Origin of the sequence: Acerihabitans arboris, assembly GCF_010131535.1 — a bacterium.
Lineage (GTDB): Bacteria > Pseudomonadota > Gammaproteobacteria > Enterobacterales > Enterobacteriaceae > Acerihabitans > Acerihabitans arboris.
The window spans coordinates 1-12,695 of sequence record NZ_WUBS01000018.1; the positions used below are offsets into that span (position 1 = coordinate 1).

The window sequence follows — 12,695 nt, forward strand, 5'->3', positions numbered from 1 at the left end:
CGCAAGGCAGGAATGTTATCGGCAAAGAGTGCGTCAGATGACGCGATAATGAGCGGACGTTAAAACGATAAACAGTGGACAACGGAAACGTTGAAAAGGGGCCACCGCTTCACGATGTTGACACCGAGGCATTAGCTAAACTGGAAGGGTACTCAGTAGCTGGCTAGATTAGTTTATAAAATCCCGAAATAGATTCACTAAAAGTATCACTTTTATGTCTTTTATAAACCGCAATTCCTGACTTAAAAAACTCAGCAAATTTGATATAATGAAACCTGATTGACAATGATCCCGCAAACGTCAACGCCCCGCAAATCGCTCCATCTCCCGCGTCAGCCAAAGAGCTGTGCATTTGACGGTAAAAGCGACGGTAAAGGCTCCAGGTCAATCACCACCAAACCCTTTAACCACGCGGGTTTGGGAAGTCTGTTGATAATCGAGTGGGAGTGAGTAGTTTTTTACAACTAATTGATTTTATTCAATAAAATTAATGCCATTGATGATGTGTTTCACATTGTCAGTGGCATTTTTCATGGTATGTGAAAAGGATGCGATAGCATGGAGCGCATCTGCACGCCCCTATCTATCCGAGGATCAGCACCCTTCCCGAAAATGCAATTCGCTGACCGATGTGGGTTCCTGCGCAGGCCCCGGCTTGGCTGTTGGGAGCAAGTTGATTAACCGCTCGACAACGGCGGCCTCACCAGGTACCAGATCGACACTCGCCACTTGCAATCGTTCCTTTCCTTCCCAAATCCTATAACCGGCCGTCAGCGCGCAGGTACCAAGTCCCGCATGGTGCGGATAGAGAAGCATGACTTCGGGACAGCGATAGAGCCTGGCATAGGCCATAATCTGATAGACATCTGCTTGCGATACGCCGCGCTTGGCATCTTCGGGATTGCGCCCGATGTGCTTCCATTTGGTGTCGATTATCATCACGGTATCGTGGCCCTGCTTGATAAGCAGGTCGGGTCTAGTCTGGAAGCGCTGCCTGCCGCCTTCGCCTTCTTCGACCAGGCAAAACAACTTGCCGCCTTGGGTATGGACCGTCCATTCAGTGCCGCGCACTGCCTGCTTGGCCAGCGCCGCAATATAAGCCTCGAACAGGTCGTTCATAGGAAAAAGCAGCGTGATCCCGCTCTGTGCGCGGCTATCGAGATGTGTGGCCGGCCAATCGCGTTTCAGGAATAAGCGCGCTAATCCGTAGAGCGTTTCCCAGCGGCGGTTGGTCCGGTCGATGCGAACCTGTGACCACGGGAGATTGCTTAGGGGCACATCGCTGACATCGGCTAACAGGAATCGCAGCTCGTCCAAATGGCGTATAGTTTCGGTTGCACGAGCATAGCGGCGTAGCAGGACTACGCACGACTTGATGATACGGAGCAGCGCTGTATCGGCTAACAGCGTGTCGTAACGGCAGGCGAGACGGTCGGGCCGCACGGCAAGCGCGGTGAATTGCCGCCTGACATCGAGTCTTCCCCGCAGCGCAGGCAAATCGCCCTCCTGGGCCAGATAGGCGCGTGGCAATCCGCGTCGTGCTTCGGCTAACAGCCGGTCGGCGAACAGACGTATGAGAATGTCGAGCAAGGTTTCGGTTTGTCGCGCCATCGCTGCGGCCTGCCCATCGCCTAGTTTAAGGCCGAGGGCTACATCGAGCATTCGCACCAGACGACACCGGATTGTGGCGTCCGGTTCGATAGCATCGGAGTCGATCTTGGGCAGGATCTCAAGGCTGCATTCCGGCGCGGCGATCACGCCGACCATCTGTCCCGCAATAATTTCGTTGTGCCGGTCGATCAGAATATTGGTCCCATGCTGATTCGCCAAGGGATGCGCGCGCGCAGCCGTGAGCAGGGCATTGGCCTGAACTCGGGTGAAGGCATGGGAGCCGTTGCCACTGATTTCCGTGCAAACGGATGTGCCGCCCCACTCATGGACAGTTAGGTGAATCATTGCCCGGATTCACCAGTTGCCACGGAGTCGGCAAATTTTAGCCATTTTAGCCATTTAGCCATCTTTGGCAAGCGTGCATACCATGTGCCCATCTTGACGGTAATTGAAAAATTCCTTACTTCGGGTGTGACGGACAGGAGGTTGCGATGGCATCGCTTGCAGTCACGTGAAAGTGCCGGTAACACTGACGCACGATTTATTCGAGGATGCTACGTTGAGCACTGTGTCGCATGAAGGCAAGTGGCTGAGTTGTGAAACCTTTGTGTCCTTTGACAAGAAGGCGGTTTTGCAGCTACCTGGGTAGGATGAGGCTACATGGCAACTGACCTTAAGGAAGCGTTGCATTGGTGTGGTATTTTTCGTGGTATTACTCACCATTTCTTGGTTTACTATTAATGGGATAGTTTCACTGATAGTGAATGTATGTCGTCAAAAATAAACTGGCTTTTACAGAACACAACTCCTGGTTCTCTGGTGGCACAGTCCTGGCTGACAAAGCATGATATCAGTCCTTCCCTGGCACATAGGTATGAGCAGAGCAACTGGCTGCATAAACTGCGTTCGGGAATATACGTGCGAACCGGTCGTGAGCCTGATTGGCATGACGCGGTATTATGCCTGCAAAACCAGTTATCGGTGCCGGTCCATCTGGCAGGCCTTACCAGTTTAACCTATCAGGGCCGTGCTCATTATCTCCAGCTAACCCACAAGAGCGTCTGGCTGTATGTCGATGACCAGGCGGCGTTGCCAAAGTGGTTTAAAGAATTCCCCGGCGTTGACTGGCTTTTTTGTTCTAATCAGAAGCTATCCTCGCTTGGCGAGCAGTATCTGACCGATATCGAGATAAAAGGGAATAGGTTAAAAGCCAGCGTGCCTGAATTAGCGGCCTACGAACTGGTAAATGCTGTGCCGGAGGAGATCGCTTTTGAGCATGCGGCCGAGCTGTTTCAGGGACTGGTTAACCTGAATCCGCGCAAAGTGGTGCAAAGTTACTTTATGCCAGTAGTGCGGTGCAAACGAACCGCTTATATCTGTTTTTAGCCGATTATTATGCCCATGCCTGGGCTAAACGAATCGATAAAACCAGTATCGACCTAGGATCAGGAAAACGGCAGGTTGTATCAGGCGGTAAACCGGATAAACAATACCAGATCACCGTACCTGAAAAATTTATCAACGGAGAGTCATTGCATGGATAAGCAATCACCCTATTACCAACAGGTCGCGCTATTGATAAGCGCGCTACCGGCGTGTCGGCGGTCCCGAAAACCAATAATCCAAATGAGATGCGCAGATAAAAATTGAAGTTTCACCCGTTGCGCGCGGTTCTCTGTACCCGCCCGAAGATCGCGACACAGTTGAAACGCTAGGTGGAGACAACACGCCAGCATCTTGCTATACTTTGTAAGTAAATTGGGGGTTTTCGATGACTAAAACAGCCGCTGTAAGTGTTGCAACTCAAGTCCGCAGGCTTGCTAAATCCCACAAAGTCACTACTGAACGTGACGGCATAAGCCGTATGGCCGTAGCTATTACCCGTATGGCTGGTGACGTAGTCGAGTTGGATAACGTCGAGCAATTACTCGTCAATCTAAAAAGAAAAGGCGTGCTGAGCAAGTCTGAAATCCTGACCCTCCAAGGGGGGTACCTTCAGGAGAAAAGAGATTCCAAGAAAAAAATCAGCATATGAGTTTTGATCCCTTTGGCGATTTCGAAACTGCTGGATATCTTCAAAATTCGCTACAGCTTAAAGATCCTGGCGAAGTAAAGGAGTCAGAGCATCTTTCGTTCGAATTGAGTATCGAAGAGGCTCTTGCCTACTTGGCTAGCAGGAGGCCCATCGACTACCAGACCGTACTTAAAGTTCATGAGATCCTTTTTGCCGACTTCTATCACTGGGCAGGGAAAGATCGTAACGAGCTTGTGCCGCACCTCGCAGTATTCAAAGGGTCGCACGAAGATCCTCATAGCACCGTCTTTGAGCGCCCGGATTTGATCAAAATGTCTATCGACTATGCGCTTCAGTTGGCAGCAAACAAGAAGCGCTTTAGAGATCGGCCTGGCGAGGTGATGGGTCAGTTGGCTTTCGCACACCCCTTCCTGGACGGCAATGGTCGCACTATTCTGCTTGTCTTCATGGAACTCTCCTATCGTGCCAAATTCGCTATCGACTGGTCAAGGACAACCAAGGACGACTACCTGCGGGCACTCAGCGACGAGATCCGAGATCCTTCCAAGAGACATCTCGATAATTACCTGAAACCGTTCGTGGTAAACATTTCTAGTCGTGACGAGTGGCCAGAGTTGATAAGTGGTATTAGAGGCTTGGATGGCTTAGACAAAGAAAATATCGTGTACAAGAGTTTAGACAATCCAGAGGTCCAACAGATCTACAAGACATATAGAACACATTCACCGGATGCCCCGAATCCCACTGAATCTGACGGCTGAAAATGCAGTGGATCACTAAAGGGTAGGAATGTCCAAGGTTCTTAATACCGTCTTAGCACCTAATTAACAAGTGTCACTTTGGCGATTTTTATAAACCATTCATGAACAGGTTGTTTTTCCGGCCCAGGCTCACCACCCGCAGCGCGTTTTCGGCGATATTGTTATCGATCTCCGCCCAGCCATCACTGGCGTAGTAACACAGCGCTTGCCAGTGGTTCATCAGGTAGTTGAACGCCTTCGCCGTATCGGCCTGTCGCGACAGCGTAATGAGCTTTTCCCGGATCCAGCTCTCCAGGCCCATCAGTATCGGTCAGGATCGCGCTTCGCGCACCTGTTGTCGTTCCTCTGCCGGACGCCCCCGGATGTCGGCTTTGATCGCATACAGCCCACCTATCCGATGCAGGGCTTCGGTGGTGGTCGGCGACGGTTGCCGCACGCGGATTCATGGATTTTACGCCGGGCGTGCGCCATGCAGCCGGCCTCGCGGATATGGCCTTCTTCATATAAGGGATTGAAGCCCGCATACGCAACCGCGTTTGAAATGATAGTTTGATAAAAAAATCGCTGAATTTGAACGGATTTTCCTTTTATAAATCGAAAGATTTTCACGATACAGATACTGCCTAAACGTTGGCATCCTCTCTGCGTCTTGGTTTATTTTTTGATGAAAAGGGACACTGAGAGTGAACTTTTTCGGTAAAAGTTAAACTGGTTTCACGTCGGAATATCAGGGATACGCTTCGCCATCGTGTGGGCGCAAGAGCAAAACGAACCGGGCAATGGGTTCAAATGCCAGATGTCATGTAATGATGGAAATTTTAATAATCGAACAATGTTGCCAGCTTAATGCCCAGTCCTCCCGCGATCACGGCAATCGCTTCAAGCGTCGGGTTTCTGACGCCCCGCTCAATCCCGCTGATATAGGTGCCGGGCCGTCACTGGAAAAGATCCGCTTTCGTTATGGCATCAGCGGCAGCAATCCGCCGTGGAGGCCAAAACTTGCATTGAGGGCATGAATTCTACTTAAGATTCCTGTGGATTCAGGCGGTCATTGCAACATAGCGTCCAGAGCTTCGGCCGGTGTTTGGCATCCCAACGTTTTTCTTGGACGTGCGTTCGGTATTGACCTGACGATGCTGACTCCCTTGCCCCATCACCCTGATTTGGCAACATTAGGAACGGTTAAGGAGCTATTGAGGCTCTCTCTGCCACTATACAACCCCCGATGATGTCTCTGCTGTGGACTGTAGGTAGGCTAATGTTGCCGGCCGGGCTGTTGGGCCCGGCTATTTTTCAACATCCAGGCAGGTTCCGTTTGCGTTGCTCTTTCATCAGCGAGTGGCGGGCTGGCAGTGTAGTCCCTCCGGTTTTTAGTACCACCGCCGGAAAGAGCAAATCCAGCTCCTGCGCCACCTATGATGCACTGCATATTAATTTTCATTTTGTCTTCCATGGCTCTTCAATGGCTATCGTGGGGCCATTAAGCTGAACCTGTAAGCTAACTTATTGATGTATCAATCATTATTGCAAACACAAGATTAGAACAGCCAAAATCCATAATCAATATTTCGTTTGATGAAACAGGCTAAAACCGTCGTGAAGTTAACGCTGGTTTACCTAATGTTGTGTTATTGCTGGTAAACATAGGGGCCGTTTATGAATACAAGAATTTATGTGTTCCCATCAATTATAATTGTTGGAACAATAATAGAAGTAAAATAATCAGCCTGTATTTTTACCCCATTATGATGAGATACTTATGTATAAAAAAAAGATATTTTCCTTGATAGCCTTATCCATGCTGATAAGCGCCCAGGCGGCCGCGGCCGCGGGGCCGGATGCCTACCGCGCCGATGTCGACCGTTCCATCCTGCCGATGATGGAAAAGTATCGGATTCCCGGCATGGCCGTTGCCCTGACGGTGGACGGCAGACGCTATTTTTATAACTACGGGCTGGCTCAACTGGCACCCGGGAAAGATGTCACCTCCGATACCCTGTTTGAACTGGGTTCGGTGAGCAAGGCGTTTAACGTGACGCTGGCCGCCTATGCCGCGCAGCGGAACAAATTGTCCCTGGCCGACAAAGTCAGTCATTACCTGCCGGGACTACAAGGCACGCCGTTCGGCAACCTGACGCTTATCAACCTCGCCACGCATACCAGCGGCGGGCTGCCGCTGCAGGTTCCCGACGCGGTTAACACCGAAGCGCAGCTGATGGACTATCTGCGCGCCTGGCGCCCCGCCGACGAGAGCGGCCATGGGCGCTCTTACTCCAATATCAGTATCGGCGCCCTGGGGCTAATCTCCGCCAGGGCAATGGGTGAGACTTACGTTAGTCTGCTGCAAAAAGTGATCTTGCCTGAGCTGGATATGCGCCATACTTGGATTGATGTGCCTGAACATGAGATGCAGAACTATGCTTGGGGATATGATAATCAGGATAAGCCGGTACGCGTCGGTTCCGATCTGCTGGGTGATGTGGCCTACGGCATAAAATCCACCTCCGCCGATATGATCCGGTTTGTGGAAGCCAATATGCTGAAAGCAGGAGAAGGGTCGCCGGTGCGGCAAGCCGTTACCCAAACCCATCGCGGCTATTTCTTAACGGCAAAATACACCCAGGATATGCTTTGGGAGCAATATCCTTGGCCGGTGGCGCTTAACACCGTTATCGAGGGCAACGCCGATAACATGACGTATAACATCAATCCGGTAACAGCCATCACGCCCGCCACGCCCCCCCAACAGGCGGTTTTACTGAACAAAACCGGCGCCACCAGCGGCTTTGGCGCCTATGTGGCCTTTATCCCGGAGAAAAAAATCGGCATCGTGATGCTGGCCAACCGCAACTATCCGAACGTTGAACGCGCCCGGGCGGCATGGCAGATCTTTGATCACGTCACGAAAGGGTCCGCATTGCCTGATTAGATCTGTAAGGCATGATCCCGCGGCGTTTAACAGTGCTCAATGCTAACCGGTGCCGTATTATAGAGGTGATGTCGTAACCTATATGGGGTGAATAATGGAACATGCCGGTAAGATTTTTCGACAATTGCACGCAGGTTCCAGCGCCTTTATCATTCCCAACCCTTGGGATATCGGCACCGCCAGGATCCTGGCCGCAATGGGATTTAAGGCGCTGGCCACCACCAGCGCGGGCATGGCGTTTTCGCTGGGCGTCAGGGAAGGGGCGGTTGACCGGGAAAATGTGCTGAAACATTGCCGGTCGCTGGTCGAGGCGACCCCGCTTCCCGTATCGGCCGATCTTGAGAACGGTTTTGGCGACAGCCCCGACAGCGCGGCGGAAACTGTCCGGGCGGCGGCCGGCATCGGTCTTGCCGGATGCTCGCTGGAAGATCACACCGGCGACGCCGCGCACCCCATTTATGATTTCCAGTTGGCCGTGGAGCGGATCCAGGCCGCCGCCGACGCATGCAGGAAATTGCCCCAGGATTTTGTCCTTACCGCGCGGTGTGAAAATTATCTGTGGGGAAAGCCTGACCTCGACGATACCCTCAGGCGGTTACAGGCGTTTGAAAAAGCGGGGGCGGATGTCCTTTACGCGCCGGGCTTGCGGGATCTGGACAGCATTCGGACCGTCTGCCGGTCGCTGGTTAAACCGGTTAATGTGATCGCCGGCATTAAGGGCGCAACCTTCAGCATGGCTGAGTTAGAGCGGGTGGGCGTAAAGCGGATAAGCGTCGGGTCGGCTTTGTCGCGGCTGGCGTTCGGCGTGTTTATCCGGGCAGCCGAGGAAATGAAAACTTGTGGCGCATTTTCCTCGCTGGAGGAGGCGATCGGGTTTAGCGACATTGAGGGTTATTTTCCTCAGTCTCGTGATTAACGGCTAAATGAAACCCCCGTTTCAGCCACCATGCGTTTGCGGCGTGAAACCGCGGAGGTGGTGGCTGACGTTAGCTGGCTTGTTGTGTTTTGAAATAGCGCTCGTGGTCAACATCGGCAACCAGCCCCGGCTGCTTCGGCTGCCATCCCAGCCGTTCCCGGGTTTGCCGACTCGAGGTCGGGCAGTCGATGGCCGCGAAATGGGCAAACCAGCCAAAGCGTTCGGCTGCTTCCCCGGGCGATTTTGACACCACAGGTACATTCAAATCACGACCGATCACCCCGGCAATATCCCGGAACGGCACGCCCTTTTCGGCGCAGCCATGGTAGCGGGCATCGGCCGCGTTCTTCTCCAGCGCCAGCCGGTAAAGATGGGCGGCATCAAGCCGGTGTACCGCGGGCCAGCGGTTAAGTCCGTCGCCCACATAGGCCGAAACACCCTTGTCGCGTGCAACAGCGACAAGGGTGGGCACAAAGCCGTGATCGCTGTCGCCATGGACCGAAGGTGGGAGGCGCATCACTGATACATGCACGCCCTGGGCCGCCAATGTCGCCGCGGCGACTTCAGACGCGACGCGGGGAATCGAATGCGAATCGAAGGTGGCCAGGGTATCTTCGACCGCAAGACGACCCGGTGTCAGCAGGGCGGCACTCAAGGACGCAACAGGATCCGCGCTCCGTTGTCTTCGGCGGCCCAGGCCTTGGCCACGTCCGCCAGCGGCATGGATTGGACGGCTATCCCGAAGCCGGCGGCGGTGGCCGCCGCCAGCACGCCCTGGATGGCCGCCAGCAGCCGGCCAAACGGCACGCTGCCGATCCCGCTGCCCATCAGCTGCAACGCGGACGACCGCAGCGCCGCGCCCGGCAGGTTGATATTTGCCCCACTTAACGAGCCAATCTGCACGTAGCGTATCGGCACTCCCTCCGGGCCGGCCTTCGCGGCGGCAACCACCAGCGTTTGCGCGCTGATGCCCCACAAATAGTCCAGGACGATGTCGACGCCCTGTTGAAATTCATGCTTAAAGGCGTGCTCAAGGGCATCATGGTCCTGGACCAGGGGAAGGGTTACATCGGCGCCGAGACGTTTAAGATCGTCGAACAACGCGGTCTGGCGTCCCGTCGCAATGATCTTGCCGGCGCCAAGATGTTTGGCTATTTGTATTGCCAGGCGACCGGAGGCGCCGGTGGCGCCGTTGATCAGCACCGTTTCGCCGGGGCGCAGGTTGGCGCGCTCCACCAGGGCCGCCCACGACGACATGCCCGGGATCGCCATTGCGGCGGCTGAGTCCTCGTCCAGGCTATCCGGCAGGGCGATCCGATGTCTGTCGTCCACCAGGCAAAACTCGGCCATGGCGCCGAAAGGCGCCTCCGGCAGCAGGAAATAAACGCGCTGCCCGTCTTGAGTGACTCCGGTTCCGTCGATCCCGGGGATAAACGGCAGCGCGGTGTCGGCGCTGTAATGCTTGCCCGACGCGCGATTTCTGGTGATATGGCTAAGCGACGACGCGGTAACGCGTATCAGGCTTTTGCCCGGCGCGGGCGTCGGATCCCTGAAGTCTCCGAAAACGGGGGGTTGGCCCGCCGCTACTACGATTGCTGCCTTCATTTGCTGTGTCGCTCCGGGAACAAGAATTCGGCTATCCGTCGTCTACTCCTGGGGAAGCTTTATTCAGGCGGATAATGAGTGTATTATGCACTTATATTTTCAGCGGGGAAAGTCATGAGGAAAGAAATTTCGCAGCTGCGCGACGCGCTGCTGGATCTCAACGGCGTACTGAACCGCCCGCAGCCCGACGCCGCGCTTATCGCCCTGGCGGGCGTCGATTTGGACCGCGCATTGTTCCCGCTGCTGGTGCGTGTGGAACGCCGGGGACCGCTTGGGATCGGCGAGCTTGCCGAGCTTTGCGGGCGTGATTACACCACCGTCAGCCGGCAGATAACCAAACTTGAGGGACTGGGCCTGGTGGCGCGTCAGGTTAACCGGCTGGATGCCCGCGTCAAGGAAGCCGTAATTACTGAAAAGGGAAAGGTAATGACCGACGCCCTCGACGGCGCCAGGGAGAAAATCATCCTGTCCTTGCTGGCGGGCTGGGACCTGCGGGAGGTAGCCGAGCTGGGGCGGTTGCTAAGTAAATTTGCCGGGGAGGCGCTCAGGTTTGCGCGCGCGGAAAAATCCCGGTCCGCATAAGCCGCCCGCACGTATTAAGTGGAATGCGGCCGCGCCGCGCCGCTTACCCGGTGCCGGCTGTCGCCCGGGCAGCGGCATCCGGCCGGCGCGGGTTTTCGTTATTTTTTGGCCTGGCCCTGGTGATGACGCTTAGCCTGGTGCCTCAATGCTTAAATGCCAGTCAAAATAAGGCAATATGACTGCCGATCGACAGACAACCGCTTAACATAAACGCCGAAGCGATACAGCCCAGCAAAAACAGACTTTTCATAGCGACTCCTGTGGCATCAAGGGTATTTAAAAGTGGTGTGTAAATTTTTTAAAACAAGGAAACACAGCCACTTAACATAAACAATGACGCAACCAAGCCCAGTAAAAAAATAGATTTCATGTTATCTCCTCCGGCATCGACGATACGCGGCGTAGGTATATAAATTAAACTAAAGCGAACTGTACGGTTCAGTTTTGCATAAGTGACAATCAGATGTCAAGGAAATGTGTATTCACTTCAGGGGAGTATGGGCGCGGCGGCGAAGACGTGAAACGCCTCGCCATGCGCCGGCAGGTCAGTCGTGGCGCAGGCGGCGATGCATCAGGTAATACTTGCCGTGTTCGGAGACGCCGGAAGAGATAATTTTCCAGCCATGATGCAGATAGAACCGTTGCGCGCCCACATTTTCCTGCAGGCACTTCAGCGCCATGGTGCCGCGGCATAACGGATAGCACGCCGCGAGCAACGCGCTGGCCACGCCCCGGCGCTGCCAGGCGGGATCGACAAACAGGTTATGCAAAAAACTGTCCGGTAGCCACAGCGAGGCAAATCCGGCGATACGGCCCTGGATCTCGGCGACCACTATTTTTTCGTCGAACGTGGCGCTGTCAAAATCCTCCAGCCGCCAGCGCCGGTTATCAAGCCAGGTCCAGCCCGTCTTGCGCGCGGACAGATAAAGGGTGCGCAAAAAAGGCCGGTCCGCTTCCCGGTAATCCCTGATAACGACATCCTCTTTGCTCATGTAATACCTTACTTAACGTGTTTTTTTTAAGCCGGTCGCTTTAAATTCCAGCTTTAGATAGCATAAACAATATTATGATTATTATCTTAATAATATTAACGATTCGATACGATATCGCTGTGAAGAGCTGGCCCGGATGCCTGCCGTCGGCGCTGGTATGATTGGTAAAGCTGTTAGAGGTTGCATCAACGGCCGGCCTCTTATATTATCCAAAACCCCCGTGCGTAAATTTTGGAACCGATCTTTATTACCTGTTAAGGATAATAAATGATGAGTGTTAGTTAATGCGACAGGCATATTTTATGGAAAAATTCTTAGAGAATAATCAAGTTTTTTTTATCCAAACGATGAAAAGAGAAATCAAACTTTACCTTCAGAAAATATTCAGCAACACCAACATGTTCTGTTTTGCTTACTTCATGATGAATAAAACGGATAATTTCCCGGTCTCCATTATATCCGACTACCCCACCGGTTGGCTGAATCAATACCGCAGCTACGGTTATCAAAAAATCGATCCGGTCATGCTTAATGCATACCGAAAATTTACCCCTTTTTTATGGCCCGAGAACCCATCGATAATACAACAGCATAGCTTTTTCAGGTTGTCAAAATATTATCGCCTTGACAGCGGCTATACCTTCACTTTGCATGATTGCGATAACAACCTGGCGACGTTAAGCATCAGCAATCGGCAGGGAAGCGCTGAATTCTATCATTTCATTGAGCTGAATAAGGAAAAAATCCAGATGCTGTTGATCACCACTCACGAAAAGGTGTTGAATTTCCAGCATAATTACCTGCCGCCGGTCGTACCCTTTGCCGGAATGCTACAGATCCAGGCATTGTCGCCGCGGGAAAAAGAAGTCTTATTCTGGGCAAGCGTGGGAAAAACCTATGGCGAGGTAGCAACCATTCTTGCCATTCGGGAAGGTACGGTGAAATTTCATATCAGGAATATCATTGATAAACTTGGCGTCACGAATGCTAAACATGCTATCAGCCGGGCCACGGAGCTTAAATTATTTGGTTAACTATTCGTTTATAATAACGCGCTATGTTATTTTCTCTATACCCCCGTAGATGAAACGATTTTATAAATCGATTGGCTGAAATTAAAAAAACCTGATATATCCATGACCATTTAAATGGCGTTTAAGAAATACGTCTTGCCATGAAAAATTTAATGGTATCATTGCCGGGTGTTTTGTTTGCCTGTTTTGAAGGTACGCATGTTTAGAGTCTGCCATTGTTATTTATTAGC

10 protein-coding genes and 3 pseudogenes are annotated in these 12,695 nt (G+C 52.8%); 7 read left to right on the forward strand and 6 right to left on the reverse strand.

What is annotated here, in order from left to right:
• Window positions 1-594: 594 nt before the first annotated feature.
• A complete protein-coding gene (locus tag GRH90_RS21695) occupies window positions 595-1,956 on the reverse strand; it encodes an McrC family protein (RefSeq protein WP_162368063.1) in 1,362 nt (453 codons plus the stop codon).
• Between the two features lie 423 nt (window positions 1,957-2,379).
• On the opposite strand from GRH90_RS21695, the pseudogene GRH90_RS21700 reads away from it, so the two are divergent.
• From GRH90_RS21700 to GRH90_RS21710, 3 genes and pseudogenes are all read left to right on the forward strand, one after another.
• Window positions 2,380-3,155: pseudogene (locus tag GRH90_RS21700) on the forward strand (type IV toxin-antitoxin system AbiEi family antitoxin domain-containing protein).
• Between the two features lie 227 nt (window positions 3,156-3,382).
• Window positions 3,383-3,646, forward strand: coding sequence for a hypothetical protein (locus tag GRH90_RS21705; RefSeq protein ID WP_162368064.1), 264 nt, complete (start codon window positions 3,383-3,385; stop codon window positions 3,644-3,646).
• Window positions 3,643-4,407 (forward strand): Fic/DOC family protein, encoded by a 765-nt coding sequence (locus GRH90_RS21710; RefSeq protein ID WP_162368065.1) that lies wholly within the window; start codon window positions 3,643-3,645, stop codon window positions 4,405-4,407. The genes GRH90_RS21705 and GRH90_RS21710 overlap by 4 nt, the downstream gene beginning before the upstream one ends.
• A gap of 103 nt (window positions 4,408-4,510) precedes the next feature.
• Here GRH90_RS21710 and GRH90_RS26355 read toward each other — a convergent pair.
• Both GRH90_RS26355 and GRH90_RS21725 read right to left on the reverse strand, forming a co-directional pair.
• Window positions 4,511-4,950 (reverse strand): annotated as a pseudogene (locus tag GRH90_RS26355) (IS66 family transposase); the annotation flags it as partial.
• A 275-nt stretch (window positions 4,951-5,225) separates the two neighbouring features.
• A pseudogene (locus GRH90_RS21725) lies at window positions 5,226-5,333 on the reverse strand (helix-turn-helix domain-containing protein); the annotation flags it as partial.
• 833 nt (window positions 5,334-6,166) lie between these two features.
• On the opposite strand from GRH90_RS21725, the gene ampC reads away from it, so the two are divergent.
• Together ampC and GRH90_RS21735 are read left to right on the forward strand one after the other, a co-directional pair.
• On the forward strand, window positions 6,167-7,336 hold the full coding sequence (gene ampC, locus GRH90_RS21730; protein ID WP_162368068.1) for a class C beta-lactamase: 1,170 nt from the start codon (window positions 6,167-6,169) through the stop codon (window positions 7,334-7,336).
• A gap of 94 nt (window positions 7,337-7,430) precedes the next feature.
• Window positions 7,431-8,252, forward strand: a complete 822-nt coding sequence (locus GRH90_RS21735; RefSeq protein WP_162368069.1) for an isocitrate lyase/PEP mutase family protein — start codon at window positions 7,431-7,433, stop codon at window positions 8,250-8,252.
• Between the two features lie 70 nt (window positions 8,253-8,322).
• Here the strand turns inward: GRH90_RS21735 and GRH90_RS21740 are convergent, their stop codons facing one another.
• On the reverse strand, window positions 8,323-8,769 hold the full coding sequence (locus GRH90_RS21740) for a Rossmann-fold NAD(P)-binding domain-containing protein (protein ID WP_162368070.1): 447 nt from the start codon (window positions 8,767-8,769) through the stop codon (window positions 8,323-8,325).
• A gap of 134 nt (window positions 8,770-8,903) precedes the next feature.
• Complete coding sequence (locus GRH90_RS21745) at window positions 8,904-9,857, reverse strand: quinone oxidoreductase family protein (protein ID WP_162368071.1); 954 nt, start codon at window positions 9,855-9,857, stop codon at window positions 8,904-8,906.
• 114 nt (window positions 9,858-9,971) lie between these two features.
• Between GRH90_RS21745 and GRH90_RS21750 the strand changes: the two genes are divergently transcribed.
• A complete protein-coding gene (locus tag GRH90_RS21750) occupies window positions 9,972-10,439 on the forward strand; it encodes a MarR family winged helix-turn-helix transcriptional regulator (protein ID WP_162368072.1) in 468 nt (155 codons plus the stop codon).
• 545 nt (window positions 10,440-10,984) lie between these two features.
• Here GRH90_RS21750 and GRH90_RS21755 read toward each other — a convergent pair.
• Window positions 10,985-11,431, reverse strand: a complete 447-nt coding sequence (locus GRH90_RS21755) for a GNAT family N-acetyltransferase (RefSeq protein WP_162368073.1) — start codon at window positions 11,429-11,431, stop codon at window positions 10,985-10,987.
• A 302-nt stretch (window positions 11,432-11,733) separates the two neighbouring features.
• On the opposite strand from GRH90_RS21755, the gene GRH90_RS21760 reads away from it, so the two are divergent.
• Window positions 11,734-12,465: a helix-turn-helix transcriptional regulator gene (locus GRH90_RS21760; RefSeq protein ID WP_162368074.1), complete on the forward strand. Its 732-nt coding sequence runs from the start codon at window positions 11,734-11,736 to the stop codon at window positions 12,463-12,465.
• The last annotated feature ends 230 nt before the right edge of the window (window positions 12,466-12,695 follow it).